This is a genomic window from Epibacterium sp. Ofav1-8 (assembly GCF_022348185.1).
Taxonomy (GTDB): Bacteria; Pseudomonadota; Alphaproteobacteria; order Rhodobacterales; family Rhodobacteraceae; genus Epibacterium.
In genome coordinates this window covers 82,940-103,361 of sequence record NZ_JAKRFD010000007.1, presented here as the reverse complement: position 1 = coordinate 103,361, position 20,422 = coordinate 82,940, and the positions used below count along the sequence as shown (strand labels likewise).

At 62.3% G+C, this 20,422-nt stretch carries 19 protein-coding genes; 13 read left to right on the top strand and 6 right to left on the bottom strand.

What is annotated here, in order from left to right; genetic code table 11:
- Window positions 1-11: 11 nt before the first annotated feature.
- A complete protein-coding gene (locus tag MHM97_RS12845) occupies window positions 12-1,679 on the bottom strand; it encodes a BCCT family transporter (protein ID WP_239322752.1) in 1,668 nt (555 codons plus the stop codon).
- A gap of 504 nt (window positions 1,680-2,183) precedes the next feature.
- Between MHM97_RS12845 and MHM97_RS12840 the strand changes: the two genes are divergently transcribed.
- On the top strand, window positions 2,184-2,963 hold the full coding sequence (locus MHM97_RS12840; protein WP_239322751.1) for an HAD-IIB family hydrolase: 780 nt from the start codon (window positions 2,184-2,186) through the stop codon (window positions 2,961-2,963).
- Entirely contained in the window at window positions 2,956-4,182 is a 1,227-nt protein-coding gene (locus tag MHM97_RS12835) for a glycosyl transferase (RefSeq protein WP_239322750.1), read from the top strand. Before MHM97_RS12840 ends, MHM97_RS12835 begins: the two co-directional genes overlap by 8 nt.
- A gap of 26 nt (window positions 4,183-4,208) precedes the next feature.
- Here MHM97_RS12835 and MHM97_RS12830 read toward each other — a convergent pair whose 3' ends face one another.
- A complete protein-coding gene (locus tag MHM97_RS12830; protein WP_239322749.1) occupies window positions 4,209-4,703 on the bottom strand; it encodes a GNAT family N-acetyltransferase in 495 nt (164 codons plus the stop codon).
- A gap of 162 nt (window positions 4,704-4,865) precedes the next feature.
- Window positions 4,866-5,870, bottom strand: coding sequence for a type I glyceraldehyde-3-phosphate dehydrogenase (gene gap / locus MHM97_RS12825; protein ID WP_239322748.1), 1,005 nt, complete (start codon window positions 5,868-5,870; stop codon window positions 4,866-4,868).
- Window positions 5,871-6,212: 342 nt separating this feature from the next.
- Here gap and MHM97_RS12820 point away from each other — a divergent pair, with 342 nt between their 5' ends.
- Window positions 6,213-7,955 (top strand): alpha-amylase family glycosyl hydrolase, encoded by a 1,743-nt coding sequence (locus tag MHM97_RS12820; RefSeq protein WP_239322747.1) that lies wholly within the window; start codon window positions 6,213-6,215, stop codon window positions 7,953-7,955.
- A 183-nt stretch (window positions 7,956-8,138) separates the two neighbouring features.
- Complete coding sequence (locus MHM97_RS12815) at window positions 8,139-8,411, top strand: YjhX family toxin (RefSeq protein WP_239322746.1); 273 nt, start codon at window positions 8,139-8,141, stop codon at window positions 8,409-8,411.
- Here the strand turns inward: MHM97_RS12815 and MHM97_RS12810 are convergent.
- Window positions 8,390-9,025: a ChrR family anti-sigma-E factor gene (locus MHM97_RS12810; RefSeq protein ID WP_239322745.1), complete on the bottom strand. Its 636-nt coding sequence runs from the start codon at window positions 9,023-9,025 to the stop codon at window positions 8,390-8,392. The two genes, MHM97_RS12815 and MHM97_RS12810, sit on opposite strands and share 22 nt — an antisense overlap.
- Window positions 9,022-9,579: a sigma-70 family RNA polymerase sigma factor gene (locus MHM97_RS12805; RefSeq protein WP_370645728.1), complete on the bottom strand. Its 558-nt coding sequence runs from the start codon at window positions 9,577-9,579 to the stop codon at window positions 9,022-9,024. Before MHM97_RS12805 ends, MHM97_RS12810 begins: the two co-directional genes overlap by 4 nt.
- Window positions 9,580-9,825: 246 nt before the next feature.
- On the opposite strand from MHM97_RS12805, the gene MHM97_RS12800 reads away from it, so the two are divergent.
- The 9 genes from MHM97_RS12800 to MHM97_RS12760 all read left to right on the top strand — a co-directional run bounded on the left by MHM97_RS12800 (window position 9,826) and on the right by MHM97_RS12760 (window position 19,021).
- Entirely contained in the window at window positions 9,826-11,136 is a 1,311-nt protein-coding gene (locus MHM97_RS12800) for an NAD(P)/FAD-dependent oxidoreductase (RefSeq protein WP_239322744.1), read from the top strand.
- Window positions 11,133-11,906: a DUF1365 domain-containing protein gene (locus MHM97_RS12795; protein ID WP_239322743.1), complete on the top strand. Its 774-nt coding sequence runs from the start codon at window positions 11,133-11,135 to the stop codon at window positions 11,904-11,906. Before MHM97_RS12800 ends, MHM97_RS12795 begins: the two co-directional genes overlap by 4 nt.
- Window positions 11,906-13,066, top strand: a complete 1,161-nt coding sequence (locus tag MHM97_RS12790) for an SAM-dependent methyltransferase (RefSeq protein ID WP_239322742.1) — start codon at window positions 11,906-11,908, stop codon at window positions 13,064-13,066. Before MHM97_RS12795 ends, MHM97_RS12790 begins: the two co-directional genes overlap by 1 nt.
- Window positions 13,056-13,598 (top strand): chalcone isomerase family protein, encoded by a 543-nt coding sequence (locus MHM97_RS12785; RefSeq protein WP_239322741.1) that lies wholly within the window; start codon window positions 13,056-13,058, stop codon window positions 13,596-13,598. The genes MHM97_RS12790 and MHM97_RS12785 overlap by 11 nt, the downstream gene beginning before the upstream one ends.
- Window positions 13,599-13,600: 2 nt before the next feature.
- Window positions 13,601-14,818 (top strand): MFS transporter, encoded by a 1,218-nt coding sequence (locus tag MHM97_RS12780; protein WP_239322740.1) that lies wholly within the window; start codon window positions 13,601-13,603, stop codon window positions 14,816-14,818.
- A complete protein-coding gene (locus tag MHM97_RS12775; RefSeq protein WP_239322739.1) occupies window positions 14,815-15,384 on the top strand; it encodes a DUF3833 domain-containing protein in 570 nt (189 codons plus the stop codon). Before MHM97_RS12780 ends, MHM97_RS12775 begins: the two co-directional genes overlap by 4 nt.
- A complete protein-coding gene (locus MHM97_RS12770) occupies window positions 15,381-16,103 on the top strand; it encodes an SDR family NAD(P)-dependent oxidoreductase (RefSeq protein WP_239322738.1) in 723 nt (240 codons plus the stop codon). Before MHM97_RS12775 ends, MHM97_RS12770 begins: the two co-directional genes overlap by 4 nt.
- A complete protein-coding gene (locus tag MHM97_RS12765) occupies window positions 16,100-16,840 on the top strand; it encodes an SDR family NAD(P)-dependent oxidoreductase (protein WP_239322737.1) in 741 nt (246 codons plus the stop codon). Before MHM97_RS12770 ends, MHM97_RS12765 begins: the two co-directional genes overlap by 4 nt.
- Window positions 16,841-17,080: 240 nt before the next feature.
- A complete protein-coding gene (locus MHM97_RS12760) occupies window positions 17,081-19,021 on the top strand; it encodes a HAMP domain-containing sensor histidine kinase (protein ID WP_239322885.1) in 1,941 nt (646 codons plus the stop codon).
- Window positions 19,022-19,062: 41 nt separating this feature from the next.
- Here MHM97_RS12760 and MHM97_RS12755 read toward each other — a convergent pair whose 3' ends face one another.
- Window positions 19,063-20,415: a sigma-54-dependent transcriptional regulator gene (locus MHM97_RS12755; RefSeq protein ID WP_239322736.1), complete on the bottom strand. Its 1,353-nt coding sequence runs from the start codon at window positions 20,413-20,415 to the stop codon at window positions 19,063-19,065.
- Between the last annotated feature and the right edge of the window lie 7 nt (window positions 20,416-20,422).

Below are 20,422 nucleotides of genomic sequence, written 5' to 3'. Positions count from 1 at the left end.
GACCGCCGAGATTACTCTCCGGCGATCTCGTCCGCGGTCACAGGCAGGCCCGCGCGGCCACGAATGCTGTCGTTGATGATCGCCTTGATGAGGGCAACGCCCATCAACGCCATGACCACCGAGAACGGCAGCGCGCCGATCACCATGGCCGTCTGGATGGCCCCGAGGCCGCCCACGATCAGCAGCGCTCCGACCACCAGGGCCAGCGCCGCACCCCAGAAGATGATATGCGGACGTGCCTTTGGCCCTTCGTCACCGGCTGCGTTGATGGTGTTGATGATCAGCACCGCCGAGTCGGCCGAGGTCACCAGATAGGTCAGCAGCAGAACCGCAACCACCACGGAGAACACCCAGGCCAGACCATCGCTCAGCAACACTGCGAGGGTTGCATACAGCTGATCCGACAGGCCGGTTCCCAGAATCGCATTCTGCGCAACGCCGGACAGCTCCAGATCGATGGCGGTGCCGCCGACCAGTGCGAACCAGACGAAACACATCACCGATGGCACCAGCATGGCCCCAAAGACATACTCGCGAATGGTACGTCCCCGCGAAATCCGCGCCAGGAACAGGCCGACAAAGGGGGCAAATGCAATCCACCAGGCCCAGTAGAAGACAGTCCAGCCACCTTGCCAGCCTTCGAGCGCAGCCCCGACCTCGGTGCCATTGTCGCTCCAGACCGTGAACATCATGCTCGGGAGGGCCACGACATAGTCATAGATCCCCGTTGCCAGCGCATTCAGGCCAAAGAACGTGGACCCGAACAGCAGGAAGAAGAACAGCAGAAAGAAGCTCAGCGCCATGTTGATATTGGAGAGCCATTTGATACCTTTGCCGACACCGGACAGCGCGGACAGGGTCGAGGCCCCCATGATGACCACCAGCGACAGGATGACCGCCGCGACCGAAGCCTTTTGCGATCCGTCGGCAGCCGTCACCAGCAGCCAGTCGCCAAGACCGATACGGTTCAGACCGGCGACGAACTGTTCGACCCCATAGCCCAGCGTCTGCGACACCCCGAGGACCGTTGCGATCACCGCAACAACATCAACCGTGTGCCCGACATAGCCGGACAGGCGCCCGCCAAACAGCGGCGTCAGGGCGGAGCGGATGGTCAACGGCAGACCGCGGCGATAGGCAAAGAACGCAAGCGCCAGCCCGGTCAAGGCGTAGGCCCCCCACGGGGACAGGCCCCAGTGCAGGAAGGACCATTTGTAGGCCGAGCGGACCGTCTCGGCGCTCGCTCCCTCGACCAGCCCCTGGATCACATCGGGGTTGTTTTGGAAGTGGTAGATCGGTTCGCCGGTGGCATAGGTCAGCACGCCGATCCCCATGCCCGCACCGAACATCATCGAGAACCAGGAAAAGGCCGAGAATTCGGGCTTTTCATCCTCGTTGCCCAGTCGCAGATTGCCGGAACTGGGCCAGATGGCGAGCCCGAGGCAGACGATCACAAAAAAGGCGACGACGTAAATGTACCAGTAATTGAAGCTGGCAAGAATGAGAGTATTGAACCGCGACAACACGTCGGCGGCCTGGGTGGGAAAGGCAACGGCCCAGAGGATCAGCGCCGCAACGAGAATCTTGGCGGTGATGGTGACGTCTTTGGTGAACCCTTTGTAAAAACCGCTTTGTGCGGTTTTGATCTCGAGCTCCGTCAAAGGAGGTTTAAGAGACATAAAACTGACATTCCTCTCTGTTATTTTCTCGGCACATGAGGCAAGGAATCGCATGTGCCCTTTGTGTTGCCACCAACCTGGGAAGCATGTGGTGGATTTGCGTAGCCTCCTGTTTCGCCACGCGAACCGCCAACGGCGATCCGACAGGAAATGACGGCAATACGTCACTGAATGTCGGCTTGTTTTCCGGAGAGGTCGCAATTCTGAAGGCCGCCGTCGCAAAGCAGATGCCACCCGCATTCGCCCCTCACGCGCGCTGCGCAAAGATGAGAATCCTCGCGCCCCGAAGACCTCTGTTGCGGGCTGCTGTTCCGGTGCGCCATTCCTTGCGCCGACCAGCCCGCGCAATTCGTGCTTGCCGCCTCACGCCGAAAGTCCTGCATAAAAAGCAGGCGCAATTCCGAAAACTGTGCGAATTAAAATAAAACCTGCATTAGCACTGATTGCCTGATCCGCGCTGCGACCTAAGCTCAGAACATGGCCCCTCTGACAAGGAGGCATGCAATGCGACGACTTCTGGTTTTCAGTGATCTGGATGGCAGCCTGCTGGATCACGACAGCTATGACTATACTCCGGCGCTGCCCGCCATCGCCGAGATCTACGCGCGCGGCGGGATACTGGTTCTTGCCAGTTCAAAGACCGCGGCAGAGATGCTGCCGCTTCATCATGATCTGGGCCTGGGCGATACGCCGATGATTGTCGAGAACGGCGCCGCCTGTGTCTCGCCCGAGGGTATTGGCAGCAAGACCGCCGATTATCGCGCCATTCGGCAGGTGTTGAGCACCCTGAACGCCCCGTTTCGCGGCTTTGGCGACATGAGTGTTGCCGAAGTCAGTGCCCAGACCGGCCTGTCCCATCTTCAGGCCGAGCGCGCCAAGGCCCGGCAATTCAGCGAACCCGGATTATGGCAGGGTGATGCCCATCAGCACGCCGCGTTTCTGGCCGCCCTGGCGCGGCACGGGATCAATGCCAGCCGGGGCGGGCGGTTCCTGACCCTGTCCTTTGGGGCGACCAAGGCCGATCAGATGATGAAACTGCGGCAGCGCTATCGCGGCTGTTTCACCATTGCGATCGGGGATGCACCCAATGATTTTGACATGATCGCTGCGGCGGACCGCGGCGTGGTGATCCGCAACCCGCACAGCCCGGACCTGCCCCCGTTTCAACATGAACACCGCATTTTGCGCACAGAGCACTCCGGTCCCGACGGCTGGTACGCAGCGGTGATGCAACTTCTCTCAGACTGGGATCAGGAACAGAAAGGAACCGCCACGCATGGCTGACTTCCACCAGAACGGCAACATTGCCCAATTTCACGATCTGCGCTGCCGCCCGGTGGAAGAACTGGAATACGAACTGTCAACCTTTGCCCAGACCCGCAAGATCTCGTTGATCCTGCCCTGTCTGTATTCGGAGCTGGAAGGGCCAGCCCTGCGCCACATCCTGGATGAGCTGGCGCGGGTGCCGTATCTGCACCACATCGTGATCGGCCTCGACCGGGCCACGGAGGCGGAGTATCGCCACGCCCGGCAGTATTTTTCCTCGCTGCCGCAGAACCACAGGGTGCTCTGGAACGACAGCCCGCGGATGCGCGCGCTTGGTGCGCGGCTTGCCGAACAGGGGCTGGCACCGCCCGAACCCGGCAAGGGCAAGAACGTGTGGTCCTGCATCGGCTACCTGCTGGCCCAGGCCGAAAGCTCTGTCGTGGCGATCCATGACTGCGATATCACCACCTATTCCAAGGAGATGCTGGCCCGGCTGGTCTATCCGGTGGCGCATCCGGCGTTCTCCTACCAGCTGTCCAAGGGGTTTTATGCCCGCGTCGGTGGCGGCAAGCTGAACGGTCGGGTGTCCCGCCTGCTGGTCTCGCCGCTGCTGATCGCGCTCAAGCGCACCATCGGGGATCGCGACTACATCGACTATCTACGCAGCTTCCGCTATCCGCTCTCCGGCGAGATGGCCCTGCGGGCGCCGCTGTTGCCGGACCTACGCATTCCCTCCGATTGGGGGCTGGAGATCGGCGTCCTGTCAGAGGCCTGGCGGAACCTCGGCCGCAAGGCGGTGTGCCAGGTGGAAATCGCCGACAACTACGATCACAAACACCAGTCCCTGAGCCCCGAGGATGCCTCTGCCGGTCTCAACCGCATGTCCACCGACATCTGCAAGGCCATTTTCCGCAAGCTCGCGGCGGACGGCACCGTGTTCACGCCCAATGTCTTTCGCACGCTCAAGGCGACCTACTATCGCTCGGCGCTGGACCTGCTGGAGGCCTATTCTCACGACGCGATCATGAACGGCCTGGAAATGGACCGTCATGGCGAGGAAAAGATGGTGGAGATGTTTGCCAACAACATCATGACCGCGGGGCAGGTCTTTCTCGAAAACCCGCACGAGACGCCCTTTATTCCCAACTGGAACCGCATCCATTCCGCCAACCCGAGCTTTCTCGGCGATCTGAAGGCGGCGGCACTGGCGGATGAGGCCGAGTTTGTCCCGGAATAACCGGGGGGCCGTGCGAAATATGCGCCTCAGCTGCCAAAGGCCGCATGATAGGCGACTTCGCCCGTTGGGTTCGGGCCCTGCAAGGTGCGGGCCATGAAATATTCGACGGGGACATTCGGCAGCACCAAACCTGCGTGGCAGGCAAAGCCAAACCGCGTGTAATAGGCGGGATCCCCCAACAGCACGACACCCTTGGCCCCCAGCGCCGAAAGCCGTTTCAGACCGTCGCGGATCAACAGGGAGCCGATCCCCTGCCGCTGCCGATCCGGGGTGACCGAAATCGGCCCGAGGCCAAACCAACCGCAGTCGGCACCATCGATAGTCACCGGAGAAAAGGCGACGTGACCGACCACCTCGTCCCTATCCGCCGCGACCAGAGACAGGGACAATGCACCGGCGCTGCGCAAATCGGATATGATCCCGGGCTCCGTGCCGTCTCTGTAGGGATGCCCCCTGAACGCAGCCACGGTAAGTGCGTGAATGGCGGATTCATCCCCGCGTCTTTCTTTGCGTATTTTCATGGCTCCCTCGTGCCCGTGTCAACGCGGTCTCTGGTCTGATACTTGAGCAAAGACGCGCAGGGCATGTCCACAGTGTGCCGCGCCCACCCAAAGTGCAGACAATCAAAAAGGCCGCGGCTGATGCCACGGCCCTTTGGTATCTCATATCGACTGCGCTGTGGCTCAGAGAAACTTGCCCATCGCGCGACCGGTGTCGATCATGCGGTTGGAGAAGCCCCACTCGTTGTCATACCAGCTGACAACACGCACCAGCCCTTCCGAGGTGACTGCGGTCTGCGGTGCGGCAAAGATCGACGATCGGCGATCATGGTTGAAGTCGATCGAGACCAGCGGCTCTTCTTCGTATCCCAGAATGCCCTTCAGAGGTCCATCTGTCGCGGCCGCCTGGATCGCTGCATTGATCGCCTCGACCGAGGCCGCCTTCTCCGGCTGGAATGTCAGGTCCACAACCGAGACATTCGGTGTCGGCACCCGGATTGCAGACCCTTCGAGGCGGCCCTTCAGATGCGGCAACACCTCGGAGATCGCCCGGGCTGCGCCGGTGGAGGTCGGGATCATCGACAAAGCCGCAGCGCGGGCCCGATACAGGTCCTTGTGGGTGGTGTCGTGAGTCGGTTGGTCGCCGGTATAGGCATGAATGGTGGTCATGTAGCCGGTCTTGATGCCAAAGGCGTCATCCAGAACCTTGGCCACAGGCGCCAGGCAGTTTGTGGTGCAGGAGGCGTTGGACACGATGACGTCATCCGCAGTCAGGTCACCGTCGTTGACGCCAAACACCACGGTCCGGTCGACTTCCTTGCCGGGCGCGGAGATCAGCACCCGCTGCGCGCCGTTCTCCAGATGGCGGGCCGCAGCCTCGCGGGTGGTGAAGAGGCCGGTGCACTCATAGGCGATGTCCACATCGGACCAGGGCAGCTCTTCTGGATTGCGGATCGCGGTCAGGCGGATCTCGTGACGGCCCACTTTCATGGTGTCGCCTTCGACAACCACATCCGCCCCAAGGCGGCCATGCACGCTGTCATACTTCAGCAGGTGGACCTGGGTGGCCGGCGGCGCCAGGTCGTTGATGGCCACGACTTCCACATCCGTGGTGTCATTCTCCAGCAGGGCACGCAGCACGTTGCGGCCAATCCGGCCAAATCCATTGATCGCGATCTTAAGGGTCATTTGCCAATAACTCCGGTTCGGTTTCCGGGCACGGCACCCTGATGGTACCGCTATCACTCGCGGCAATCGTTATCGCTAACGACGCTGGCGATCAAGCCCCGTCGCACCAGAGGTGACCTGCATGCGCGACGGAACTCCGACATCTCAAGATAGCGCGGACCCGTCCCATGTCGCGCATCTGCCCGTTAAATGGTCATTTCAGCCGGGGTCCAGGCTGTGGACACGGCTCGGCGGTTTACGCCCCTGCACCGACGCGGATAGGCTGATCCTCGAACCACCCGAGCGCGAAGCAATTGACGGCAAAGTGGAAATCAATCCGCACAGGTGAGGGAGTGTAGCCAGATGGCGCAAGGAAGCGCATCTTTCGGAGCCCGCCTGTCGCGGCTCCTGACCAGGATCTACCCGGACGTCGATTGCGAAATCCTCGGTTCGCAGGTCGTGGAGGCCTTCTGGCCGGATGGCACACACCGGCGCAAACGGCCGCGGGTGCCCGGAAATACGCTCTGGTCGGAGCGCGATGCGCTGATGATCACCTACGGCAACACGCTGATCGACGGCACGCACAAGCCGCTGGACCTGCTGCATGACTTCCTGCTCACCCATATGCAGGGCGTGGTGGACGGCGTGCATATCCTGCCGTTCTTTCCCTATACCTCTGACGACGGGTTTGCGGTCACCGACTATCGCAAGGTCAACCCGGAACTGGGGGATTGGGCCGACATTCGACGGATCGGCGAGGCCTTTCACCTGATGTCGGACATGGTGCTCAATCATGTGTCGTCACAGAGCCCCTGGTTCAACGCCTACCGCCAGGGCCAGGCGCCCTATGATCGTTTTTTCTATGAGGCCAGTCCCGATGACGACCTCTCGGATGTGGTGCGCCCCAGAACCACGCCGCTGTTGCAACTGGTCGATACGGCAAACGGACCCAAGCATGTCTGGTGCACTTTCAGCCACGATCAGGTGGATCTGAATTTCGAAAACCCGGACGTGCTGCTGGAAATCCTGCGGATCATCCGCCTGCACATCGACCAGGGGGTGCGGATCATCCGGCTTGATGCGGTGGCCTTCATCTGGAAACGGGCCGGAACCTCCTCCATCCACCTGCCGGAGACGCATGCGATCGTGCAGCTCTTGCGGCTGTTGGCGGATTACGCGACCGAAACCGTGGTGGTGTTGACCGAAACCAATGTCCCGCGGACCGAGAACCTGAGTTATTTCGGCAACCGCAACGAGGCGCATGTTGTCTACAACTTCCCGCTGCCGCCGCTGATCCTGCATGCGATGCTGGCCGGGTCGGCGCGTTTTCTGCTGAAATGGGCGCGTGCAATGCCCCCTGCCCCGCTGGGCTGTGCCTATCTGAACTTTACCGCCAGCCATGACGGCATCGGCATGCGCCCCGCCGAGGGGGTTCTGCCACAACAGGAGATCGACGGTATGATCGCCTGCGTCAGGGAAAGCGGCGGGCTGGTGTCCATGCGCTCGCTGCCGGGAGGTGGTGAGGCCCCCTACGAGGTGAACTGCACCTTCTTTGATGCCATGACCCGGACGCTGCGGGGCGCGGACGACCAAAAGATCGCGCGGTTTGTCTGCTCGCAAACCATCCCGATGAGCCTGGAGGGAATTCCTGCCTTCTACATTCATGCGCTGCTGGCAACCGCCAACGATCACGCCGCCGTGGCGCGCCGGGGCATGAACCGGGCGATCAACCGCCACCGCTGGGACTACCCGGAGCTGACCCGGCGATTGGCCGATCCCGAAACGGATCAGGCGCAGGTGTTCTCGGCGTTGTCGTCGCGCTTGAAAATCAGGGCAGAACAGGCGGCGTTCCACCCCAACGCCACGCAATTCACGCTGCATCTGGATGATCGGGTCTTTGCGCTCTGGCGCCAGTCTCTGGATCGCGCGCAATCGATCTTTGCCCTGCACAATGTCAGCGGTGACAGCGTCAGCTTGCCGCCGGGCGCGCTGAACCTGATCGAAGGCGAAACCTGGCACGACCTGCTGTCGGGCGATGCATTCAGGGGCGATCTGGAAATCACACTTGCGCCTTATCAGTGCCGCTGGATCACGAACCGTGATTGAATTCCATCCTGCGAGCGTGGTAAGCACAGGCACCCGTCCATTCAGACAATGGAATTGTTGATGTTGGAGATTGCAACCACGCAGTGACAGGTTCGGCAGTCCCGAAACCTGTCCCCCCGCGCAAGCGCGGCCGTTTGGCGTGCGCGTGCCGGTTTGACATGGTTCAATCACAGGCAATATCCAATGAATATCTCGAAGAACGAACAGCGCGTGCTGCACGCGCTGGCACAGGGCGGTCGTGTCCTCTATGAACGCGCGGCCAACGGCCGGATCACCTCGGTGACCTGCTACACCCACGACGGGATGATCCTGTCCAATTGCACGCTGGAAATCTTTCAAAGCCTCAGACGCAAGCGACTGATCCAGAGCCGGTTCTCAAGCCCCTATCAGATCTCGCAAAAAGGGCGGCAGACCGTGCGGGCACAATTGGACAATCAGATCCGGAAAAGAGGTTGAAGCAGCCGGGGGACAAGCGACCGGAACCGCAGCGATGCATCCGTCGCCGCCAGGCAAATGCAGGCGGGACCAACCTCGGCAATCGGTTCATGCTCGAGATCGCCATCGGCGATCTCGAGATCCCCCACCCCGAAGCGCCCGGTCTCGTCGCGAAAGGCGCCCTGCAAGACCAGCGTCAGCTCCAGGCCATTGTGGCCATGATCCGGCACCCCTTGGCCGCCGGGGATATACAGCAACCGCACGCTGCCGCTGCGGTCATGATCCAGGATCATCTGCCGCACACCCAGCCCCAGCGGGGACCATTTCGGCGGCAGACCGCCCAGTGCCTCCATGACAGGCGCCGGGAAAATACCCGCACGATCATAGCGTTGCTCGACCGAGATCGGATCGTCCAGGGCATCGAACAGCCGCCCCTTCAGGTCCGACGACACATCCGTCGCCGGCATGTCATCCAGCAGCGCGCCGCCCAGAGCCTCATGCGCGCCGAGCCGAGCGCGGCACTCGTCGCACATGGACACATGCGCGGCCACCACCAGCGAAAAAGCCTTTGGCAGGTTGCCTGCCGCATAGGCGATCAGCAACTCATCAGGGATGTGGTGCGTAATGCCCGTCATGTGCGTTCCGTTCCCTTCAACTCGTGACGCAGCTTCTCCAGCCCCAGCCGGATGCGCGATTTGATGGTGCCCAGCGGCAGGCCGGTCTCGGCCTTGATCTCCGCATGGGTCAGCTCGCCCAGATAGGCGCGTTCCACCATTTCGCGCTGCGCGGGTTTCAGCGTCTTGAGCGCCGCGCGCAAAGCCTGCGTTTCCTGTTCCAGCGCCACCACCTGTGACGCGTCTTCCTCTGTATCCTCGACCGGCTTCAGTTCTTCCGGCACCGGTCGCTTTTCCTTGCGCAATATGTCGATTTGCCGGTTACGGGCGATCTGGTAGATCCACGCAGAGACCTGCGCGCGACCGGGGTCAAACATATGCGCCTTGCGCCAGACCGTGAGCATCACGTCCTGCACAATGTCTTCCGCCTGCGCAGGCGGCAGCCCCGAGCGGCAAATGACGCCTTTGAGCCGCGGTGCAAAGTGATCAAACAGGCGACCAAAGGCCACCTTGTCGCGCTGATCCCGCACTGCCAGCATCCAGACCGTCGTCTCGGAATATGCCTCACCTGTCACTCTGTCGCTCTCCCGGCAACTGCCTGCGCCCCCGCTCACCCTAGCGGGCGCGACGGGGTCTTCAAGGCTGTCATCGCAGAGAACGGCAGGAGCTTCAAACATGATCGGGGTACGCAGCGTTGGGACCGGTGGATCACAAAAAATGCCGCTGGATCGCAAAAACCCGTCATTGTCTCGGGAATTTCCACTTTTTTGATCCGTTCTCGCCCGTCGCCTCGTAAGCTTATGAAAACCGATGGAGAATACATGTCATTTGATGCCCTGCCCTCTCAGCGCCGCCGGATCGCCATTGTCGGCGGTGGCATATCCGGTCTGGCTGCCGCATGGCTCCTTGGTCCACGTCATGATGTGACCCTGTTTGAGGCCTCCGCGCGGCTTGGCGGGCATGCACGCACGGTGACGGCAGGCATTCGCGGCGATCAGCCGGTGGATACCGGGTTCATCGTGTTCAACTATGTGAACTACCCGCATCTGACGCGCATGTTCAACGCGCTGGATGTGCCGGTGGTGCGCAGTGACATGTCCTTTGGTGCAACAATCCAGAACGGGGCCGTGGAATATGGGCTGAAGGACATCGCCGCACTGTTTGGTCAGCGCCGCAACCTTGGCCGGCCCGCATTTTTTGGCATGGTGCGCGACATTCTGCGCTTCAACGCCCGCGCCGAGGGCGTGGCCCATGATGACAGCACCACCATTGGCGAGATGGTGCAGGAACTGTCTCTGGGGGACTGGTTCCAGCGCTATTACCTGATGCCCATATGCGGCGCGATCTGGTCCACCCCACCCGAAGAGATCCGCGAATTCCCGGCACGCTCTTTGGTGCGGTTCTTTCGCAACCACGCGCTGCTTTCGGCCTCGGGTCAGCATCAATGGTGGACGGTCAAAGGCGGCAGCCGCGAATATGTCCGCCGCCTGACCCAACATCTGCAAAAGATCGGCGTGGATCTGCGCGCAGCCTGCCCGGTGCAATCGGTCGAGCGCACTGAGGATGGCGTCACCCTGCGCCTGCCGGATGGGCAGGCTGAGGGTTTTGACGAGGTGATCTTTGCCTGCCATTCGGATGATACCCTGCGCCTGCTGGCCCGCCCCACGCCCCAGGAACAGGCCACTCTCGGGGTGATGCGTTATCAGGACAATCACATGATCCTGCACCGGGATGCGGGCCAGATGCCCCGCCGCCGCGCCTGCTGGTCGTCCTGGGTCTACAAGGCGGATCAGCGTGACAACCGCCCGGCGATCGGCGTCACCTATTGGATGAACCGCTTGCAGAACCTGCCGGAAAACGATCCGCTGTTTGTCTCTCTCAACCCGGTGCAGGACGTAAACCCGCAGCTGATCTATGACGACAAGACCTTTCGCCACCCGGTGTTTGATCGCGCCGCGATCCGGGCACAGGGGGCGGTACAGGCGATGCAGGGGCAGAACCACACATGGTTTGCGGGGGCCTATCTGCGCCACGGTTTCCATGAGGACGGCTTTGCCAGCGCAGTACGCGTCGCGCGCAGCATCGACGCCCGCTATCACAGCAATCGCGACGCGGCAGAGCTGCTCGCATGAGCACGCCCGGCGACCATACCCCGCGCTGGCCGCACTATCTGGCGGGCACCACCACCCATGCGCGACGTGGCGGCATCCAAAATGCCTTTCGCTACGGGGTGGACTATGTGCTGCTCGACCCAAACTCGACGCGGGGGCCACTGCTGTTTTCGCGCAACCGCTGGAATCTTGCCTCCGTCATGGATCGCAATCACGGCGGCGCCCCAAAACAGGGACGCGGGCTGACGTGGGCGAAAGAGGTCTTTGAAGGCGCAGGGCTTGCCCCGGACGACCTAACCATCCTGCTGCTGACGCAACCGAGCTTCCTTGGCTATATTTTCAACCCCGTGAGCTTTTGGCTTGCCTATGACGGCGATGACCTGCGCGCGGTGATCGCAGAGGTCTCAAACACCTTCGGGGACCGTCACAGTTATCTCTGCGCGCAGCCGGATTTCACGCCGATCACGGCCAAAACCTGCCTGACCGCGCAGAAAATCTTTCACGTCTCGCCCTTTCAGGAGGTCGCGGGCGCGTATCGGTTTACCTTTGATATAACGAAGTCACGGATCGCCATCCGCATCGCCCATGAAAACGGCGCGGAAGGCGTGATCGCCACTTTGGTGGGCGATGTACACAACCTGAACAACGCCCGCCTGATCAAAGCCAGCCTGCGCCGCCCGCTCGGCGCGCTGCGCACTGTTGCGCTGATCTATTGGCAGGCCCTGAAACTCAAACTCAAGGGCGCGCGCTACAGAAGACGCCCGCTTCCGCCCGAACAGGAGGTAAGCTGATGCTGTTCATTACCAACCGCGTGAAACGCGATTTTCTCGACAGTTGCGCACGGATCCGACGGGGCAGCCTGCGGCTGATCACCCCCGAAGGCGAAGTGCATGATTTTGGCCAGGGTGAACCTGCGGCCGAGATGCAGATCAACGACTGGGGCGTGGTGACCGCACTGGCCTCTCGCGGGGACATCGGGCTGGGCGAAACCTATGTGGCCGGGCTGTGGGACACACCGTCGATCGAGGCCGTGACGCAAGTGGCGCTCCTGAACCTCGACTATCTTGAGGCCTTTGCCTACCCGAGCCGCCTTGCCACGCTGAAGTTTCGCCTCGTGGACCGCATCCTGCGCGCCAATTCCCGCGCCGGGGCCAGCCGCAATATCAAGGCGCATTATGACGTCGGCAATGAGTTCTACCAGCTCTGGCTCGATGAAAGCATGACCTATTCCTCGGCCCTGTTTGCCCCCGGCGACAAGACGTTGGAGGATGCGCAATACCGCAAATACGACCGCATCCTGAACCGCGCCAGCGATGCCGAACGCATTCTGGAGGTCGGCTGTGGCTGGGGCGGGTTTGCAGAGCGAGCTGCTGATCGCGGACGCCACGTGACCGGCATCACCATTTCCCCGAGCCAACACGGGTTTGCCGATGCACGCCTTGATGGGCGCGCGGAAATCCAGCTCTGTGACTATCGCGATACCAAGGGCAAATTCGACGGCATCGTCTCGATCGAGATGATCGAAGCCGTGGGCGAACGGTACTGGCCGCAGTATTTCGAGATGCTGAAGGACCGTCTGGCCGAGGGCGGTCGGGCCGTGGTGCAGGCAATCACCGTGCCGGATGCCTATTTCGACATCTACCGCAAGGGATCGGACTATATCCGGCAATATACCTTTCCCGGCGGCATGCTGTTGTCGGATGCCATGATCGCGCATCACGCCGCCAGGGCGGGGCTGAAGGTCACCGACAACTTTGGCTTTGGTCAGGACTATGCCCGCACCTGCCGGATGTGGTCAGAGCGCCTGAGTGCGGCCTCGGACAAGGTGATGGGCCTGGGTTACGATCAGGGGTTCCTGCGCAACTGGCAGTTCTACCTGCAGATTTGCGCGGCATCCTTTGAGACCCGCCAGACCGATGTGGTGCAGGTGGAGCTGACCCATGCGACCTGAAACCGGCCTTGCAACTGTCCTCTCGCTGATCGCGGGGCTGTCGCTGCTGGCCGCCCTGTCGCTGGCGCCGCCCTTATTGGCAAGCTCCAGCGCCACCGGCCTCAAGGCGCCGGTGCAACTGGGTCAGGCCACACTGCGTTTTCTGGGGTTCGAGGTCTACACGGCGACGCTTCATACAGAAGGCGCGCAGCGGTTCAGCTGGGATCAGCCTCTGTCGCTGCGCCTGGACTACGCGCGCAGCTTTTCCAATCAGGAACTCCTGCAAGGCACGCAGAAGGAATTGCAACGCATCGAGGGCACGCAGCCCGACCTGCCCGAGATGTTGCAAAAACTGGCCACTTGTTACCGCCCTGTCCAACAGGGTGATAGTTACGTGGCCATCGCGACCGATCCGGATACGGTGGAAATGCGCCTCAATGGCCAACGCACCTGCCGGGTGTCGCACCCTGATCTGCGCAGGCGGTTCCTCGGCATCTGGCTGTCCCCCAACAGCCGTTCCGCGCGCCTGTCGGCACAGTTGCGGGGCGAGTGAACATGCACTGGCGGGTCAGCACATATGCGCTGATGCTGGCTGCGGCGGGGCTGCCGCTCTATATCCATTTGCCGCGCTACGCGACCGGCGAACTGCGGATGAGCCTTGCAACCCTTGGCGTGATCCTTGCAGCCATCCGGGTGATGGATTTTGCGCAAGATCCCGCATTGGGCTGGCTGGTGGATCGCTACCCGGACAAAAAAACCGCCTTTGCAACCTCTGCCGCCCTGGGAATGGCGCTGGGATTTGTGATGCTCTACACGCTGCGCCCCGACGGCGGCGGCTTATGGTGGTTCATCGCGGCCCTTGTGCTGGTGTTCACCTCCTATAGCCTTGGAACCATTCTGTTTTACGGCCAAAGCGCGGCCCTTGCCGCACAAACCGATGGGCTGATCCATCTGGCCGGCTACCGCGAGGCGGGCACATTGGGTGGCATCATCCTTGCGGCCAGCGCGCCCGCGGTGCTTGTGATGCTGGGGGCCACGGGCAGCGGCTATGCGGCCTTTGGCGGAGTGCTGGCCGGTGTGTGCCTGATCGCGCTCTGGGTCAGTCGACCGCTGTGGCGTGTCTCGGCGCCTGCGCAGTCTCCACTGTCGCTTGCAGAGCTGCGGGCCTCTGGCGGGCTGGGCCTTTTGGCGCTGGCGTTTGTCAACGCATTGCCGGTGGCGATCACCTCGACGCTGTTTCTGTTCTTTGTCGAAGACCGGCTTGGGCTGCCGGATCTGGCGGGGCCGTTCCTGATCCTGTTCTTTGTGGCGGCAGGTCTTTCTGTCCCCTTCTGGACCCGCGCTGCGACGCGGAACGGCGCCGCGCGGACCCTAATCCTTGCGATGTGCCTGGCGATCCTTGCCTTTATCGGCGCCGCGCTGCTGCCTGCGGGGGCCGCGGTCGGCTTTGCCCTGATCTGTCTCGGCTCCGGCGCGGCCCTGGGTGCGGATATGGTGATCCTGCCCGCACTCTTTGCAGGCGCTCTGGACCGCGCAGGGCTCCAGGCAGGGCGTGCCTTCGGGCTGTGGTCCTTTGCCGCGAAACTTGCCTTGGCGAGCGCCGCCATCCTGCTGCTGCCGCTGCTGGAACTGAGCGGCTACCGCCCCGGTGCCGAAAACTCCGAGGCCGCGCTCACGACCCTCACCCTCGGGTATGCGGTTCTTCCTTGTCTCATCAAATGCGCCGCCATCGCGCTGGCGCTGCAACTCCCCCGTGAAGAGGTCCATGTATGAAACTGCTCCTCGGCATCACCATCCTCGTGCTGCTCCTGGCGCTGTTGCGCCCCGGTTTCGGGTTTCGCGCGCAGCGCCCGTCAGACTATGGCAACACCGATCCCGCCTTTGACATTCGCAAGCACCTGAACGGGCGCTTTATTTCCGAGGGCATGATCTATGGGCCCACCGGGCGCGTGGTGTCCCGGTTCGTGGCCGAAATGAACGGCAGCTGGGAGGGCACCACGGGCACGCTGACGGAGGATTTTGCCTACGCGGGCGGCGGCACACAGGCCCGCCAGTGGATGCTGGAGGTCGGCGAGAACGGCCGGTTCACCGCCACTGCCGAGGATATTATCGGCACCGGCACGGGACAGCACACAGGCGCGACGGTACAGCTTCGCTACCGGCTGCGCTTGCCGGAGGATGCTGGCGGGCATGTGCTGGATGTCACCGACTGGATGTATCTGATGGAAAACGGCACCATCATGAACCGTTCCGAGATGCGCAAATTCGGCATCAAGGTGGCCGAGCTGATCGCCACCATCCGCCCTGCCCCGGATGGCGCATCCGAGGCGCAGCCATGAGGTTCAATGGCCAGACATGGTGGATCATCGGCGCCAGCGAAGGTCTCGGGCGGGCGCTTGCAGAGGCGCTGGACAAGGAGGGCGCATCCCTGATCCTGTCGGCACGCGGTGCAGATCGGCTGAACGCGCTCGCTGAGACATTGCGCGATGCGCAGGCGCTGCCGATGGATGTCACCGATCCGGGGTCCGTGGTGGCGGCCTCAAGGCAGGCAAATGACGTCGATGGCGTCATCTATTGTGCGGGTCTTTATGATCCGATGACGGTGCAGGACTGGGAGCCGGAAGCGGCAGAGGCGATTTGCGAGGTCAATTTCATGGGCGCGATGCGGGTGATGGGCCGGGTTGCCCCGCGCATGGCGCGCCGCGGACAGGGACATATCGTGCTGATCGGCTCTCTGGCCGGGTTTACCGGCCTGCCCGGCGCCATTGGCTATGGCGCGTCCAAGGCCGCCGTCATGCATCTGGGCGAGAACCTGCACCGCGACCTGCGCGACACCGATGTGAAGGTGCAGGTAATCAACCCGGGCTTTATCAAGACCCGGCTCACGGCCAAGAACGATTTCAAGATGCCGATGATCCAAACCCCGGAACAGGCCGCCGCCTGCTGCATGAAGGCGCTGCGCTCGAACCGCTTTCAGAGCTCCTTTCCCGCGCCGTTTTCCTGGGTGTTCCGCATCGCCGCGCATCTGCCCCGCAAATGGATTACGAGGCTGATATGACTGAACCGCGCAACGTGTTGATCTTTGGGGCGTCCGGCGGCATTGGCCGCGCTCTGGTCGAGGCTTATGCCGGGATGGCGACTGTCGAGCGCGTTCATGCTGTTGCACGCCGTGGGAACCTTGCCTTTTCGGGCGCTCAGGCAGCGCTGGCCAAAATCCAGCAGCATCAGGCAGACATCACATCCGAAGCCGACATCGAGGCCCTGGCCGCGCAGGTCGGCACGCCGGATCTGGTGATCCTCGCCACCGGCCTGCTGACCGATCCGGAGACCGGACTCGCCCCCGAAAAAAGCTACCGCCATCAGGATATGGCTGCGTTTGAGCAGGTGTTCCGCATCAACACCTTCGGGCCCGCATTGGTCGCAAAACACATCCTCGGCCGGATGCCCCGCGAAGGGCGCAGCGTGTTTGCCGCGCTGGCGGCGCGGGTGGGATCGATCAGCGACAACCAGCTGGGCGGCTGGCATGCCTATCGCGCCTCAAAGGCGGCGCTGTGCATGCTGATGCGCAACTACGCCATCGAAGTTGCACGCAAGAACCGCGACGCGATCTGTGTCTGCCTGCATCCCGGAACCGTGGACACCGCCCTTTCTGCGCCGTTTCAGGCCAATGTGCCGGACGGTAAACTATTCACCGCGCACTATGCAGCGGACCGCCTGGTATCGGTCCTTGCCGGATTGGGGCAGGCGGACAGCGGCAAACAGTTTGATTGGGCTGGCGCAGAGGTGCCGGCCTGAGCGGCGGCGACGTGCCGCCAGCGCGCATTCCCCCGCCCGTGATCACCCCTCCGACGGCGTGCTGCAATTGCAGGTCATACCAATTGCCCACTGTCTGGGACCTTGCACCCGGATCGAGAACCGGCGACATTGGGCGGCAGACATGCCCCTATTCCGGCGCCAGGAGGGAGGACGCCAGACGTGCTCAAATCTGTCCGCCTGCGCCTGCTGCTGCTTGCGCTCCTGCCGCTCATCGTTTTGATGCCGCTGCTGATGGTGCTGGCCATGGCGCGCTGGAACGCCGATTACGACAAGGTTCTGATCGCCAATGTCGAAAGCGATCTGCGCATTGCCGAGCAATATCTGGGCCAGCTGCAGGCCAATTCCGCGCGCGCCCTGCAAGAGCTTGCCAGTTCCGCACGGCTGGCCCGGGTCCTGTCTGACGGCGCTCCGCCCGCGCGGTTTCTCGACACCCAGCGCGAGGCGCTGCAACTTGATTTTCTTTACCTGTTGCAAGGCGATGCCCTGACACGGGAAAAGGCCAAATGGCCCGTGGTTCACGAGGCTGCCGCGGGTCGGATGGCCTCCGAGATCGACATCTTTCCAGCCGCCGAGCTGGAGGCGGTTTCCCCCACGCTGGCAGCCCGTGCCCGCATCGAGCTGATCGAAACCGAAGCCGCCGCGCCGACCGACCGCCGCGTCGAGGATCGCGGCATGGTGGTGCATTCCGCCGCGCCCATCCGGGTCGAGGGGCACCGGGGGGTGCTGGTCGGTGGGATGCTGCTGAACCGAAACCTCGATTTCATCGATACCATCAACGCGCTGGTCTACCTGCATGGGCAATCCGATGTCAGTCGCCAGGGCACCGCAACGCTGTTTCTGGACGACACCCGTGTGTCCACCAATGTGCGTCTGTTCGAAGATGTCCGCGCGCTGGGGACTCGGGTCTCTGCCGCGGTGCGTGAGGCGGTTCTGGGCCAGGGCAAGACCTGGCTGGATCGCGCCTTTGTGGTCGATGACTGGTATATTTCGGGCTATCTGCCGTTGACCAACAGCTTTGGCACACGTGTCGGCATGCTCTACGTCGGGTTTCTGGAGGCCCCCTATCAAACCGCAAAACGGGAAGCCTACTGGATTGTCGTTGGCGCATTTGCGCTGGTCATTGCCCTGTCCGCGCCATTGTTCCTGTGGCTGGCAAAGGGGATCTTTGCCCCGCTTGAACGCATGACCCGCACCATGGCGCGGGTTGAACGCGGCGACCTCACCGCGCGAAATGGCACCATCGGGCGCCACGACGAAATCGGGCAGGTTGCCGATCACCTCGATACGCTGCTCGATCAGGTGCAGGAACGGGACCGGCGGTTGCGAAACTGGGCGGATGAACTGAACACCCGTGTCGAGGAACGCACCCGCGAGCTGAAGATCGCCAATGAAAAACTCGAAGAGACCTTTCGCCAGTTGGTGATGAGCGAAAAGCTCGCCTCGATCGGTGAAATCACCGCCGGGGTCGCGCATGAGATCAACAATCCCGTCGCGGTGATCCAGGGCAATGTGGACGTGATGCGGATGACGCTGGGTGACGGGGCAGAGCCTGTGCGCACCGAGCTTGACCTGATCGACAATCAGGTGATGCGGATCGGGGCCATTGTGGGCAAACTGTTGCAATTCGCCCGCCCGTCGGAATTCGGCACCTTTGCGGAACATGTGGATGTGGCGGCCGTGGTCCGAGACTGCCTGGTGCTGGTGGACCATGTGATCTCCAAACAGGAAATCCGCGTCCTGACGCAGTTTGATGACGCGCCCTGTGTGCGTATCGACCCCGGCGAGCTGCAACAGGTCATCATCAATCTCATCATCAACGCAAGTCAGGCGATGGACGGGCAAGGCACGCTTGCGCTCTCTGTCGCGGGCGAGAGCAGGAATGGCCATGCAGGCGTTGCCCTGCGCATCGCGGATACCGGACCGGGCATTCCCGCCGACCGGATTGGCCAGATCTTCGATCCGTTCTTCACGACCAAACAGGGCGAAGGGACCGGATTGGGACTGTCGATCAGCCAAACCCTGATACAAAGAGCGGGCGGCCACATCAGCGTCCGGAACCGGCGCGCCCGGGGCGCCGAGTTCCTGATCTGGCTGCCCGGCCCGGATCAGGCATCTGACGCCCCCGCACCCGGCATCCCGCCCGCAGCAGCGCCAGTCTGATGCGCGCATGCATCCCCGGGATCAGCCCGCGCGACCCCGGATCAGACGCCCCAGCTGGCACATTTGCGGTCGATGGTCTTGCGGGACACCCCGAGCCGGCGCGCCGCCTCGGCACGGTTGCCATCGCAGGCGTCAAGCACATGCATGATATGGCGCTGCATCACCAGATCCAGATTCTCGACCGCAGCCACGCCCGTCACCGAGCCGGTACCGGAAAAGGCCTCTGGAAACGCGCCCAGGATCACCGAACGTTCGATCAGGTTGCGCAGTTCCCGCACATTGCCCGGCCAGTCGTATCGGGCAAATTTCAACAGAGTCTCTTCGTCCATTTCAAGCGCCGGCATGCCCAGACTGAGCGAGAACTGCTCCATGAATTGCGCGGCCAGTTCGACGATATCCTCGACCCGCTCCTTCAGCGGTGGCATCTCGATATTGACGACATTGATGCGGTGGTAGAGATCCGCGCGAAAGCGCCCCTCCGCCACTGCTTGCTGCAAATCCATGTTGGTGGCAAAGAAAAAGCGCAGATTCAACGGGATGTCGCGCTCTGCCCCCACGGGGCGTACTTTCTGATCTTCGAGCACCCGCAGCAGCGCCGCCTGCACCTGTTCCGGCATCTGCGCGACCTCGTCGAGGAACAATGTGCCGCCATCTGCATGCAGAAACAGACCGTCGCGCCGACGCTCGTGCTCCTCGATCACCCCGAACAGCTCTTCCGCCAGCCGCTCCGGCGACAGGCTGGCACAGTTCACGGCGACAAAGGGTTTTTCCGCCCGATCCGAGAGCGAATGCAACGTGCGGGCGGCGATTTCCTTGCCCGTACCAGACGCGCCGGTAAACAGCACCGGCGTCGGCAAGGGGGCCAACCGCTGCAACATCTGGCGCACCTTTTCGATGGCGGCGGATTTGCCCAAAAGGCGGCCACGCGCGCCGGATTGCTCGGCTGAAAGCTCGTGTTTCAGCAGGTAATTTTCCCGCCGCAGATACTTGCGGTCGAGGGCGCGCGCTACCGCGTTGAGGATCTGATTGGCGCGAAAGGGTTTGAGCACAAAATCCGCAATCCCGATCCTGAGCGCCTGAATGGCCGTATCGAGATCCGCATAGGCGGTCACCAGAATAGTGTCGGCAAACAGCCCCACCCGGCGCTGTTCAGCCACCCAGTCCAGCCCGGTTTTCCCCGGCATGATGTTATCCAGCACGATCAGGTCGAAATGGGCCTTGTCGAGAATATCAGAGGCGTCTGCCGCGGAGGCTGCCTGTTCCACGCGTTTGCAGCGAGGTTCCAGGATCTTGGTCATGAAGTGACGCATGCCGGGTTCGTCATCAATCACGAGGATCGATGCGGACGACAGCGATTCTGAGTATTCGTCGCGGATGGTGGCGGAGACGTTCATTTGGCGC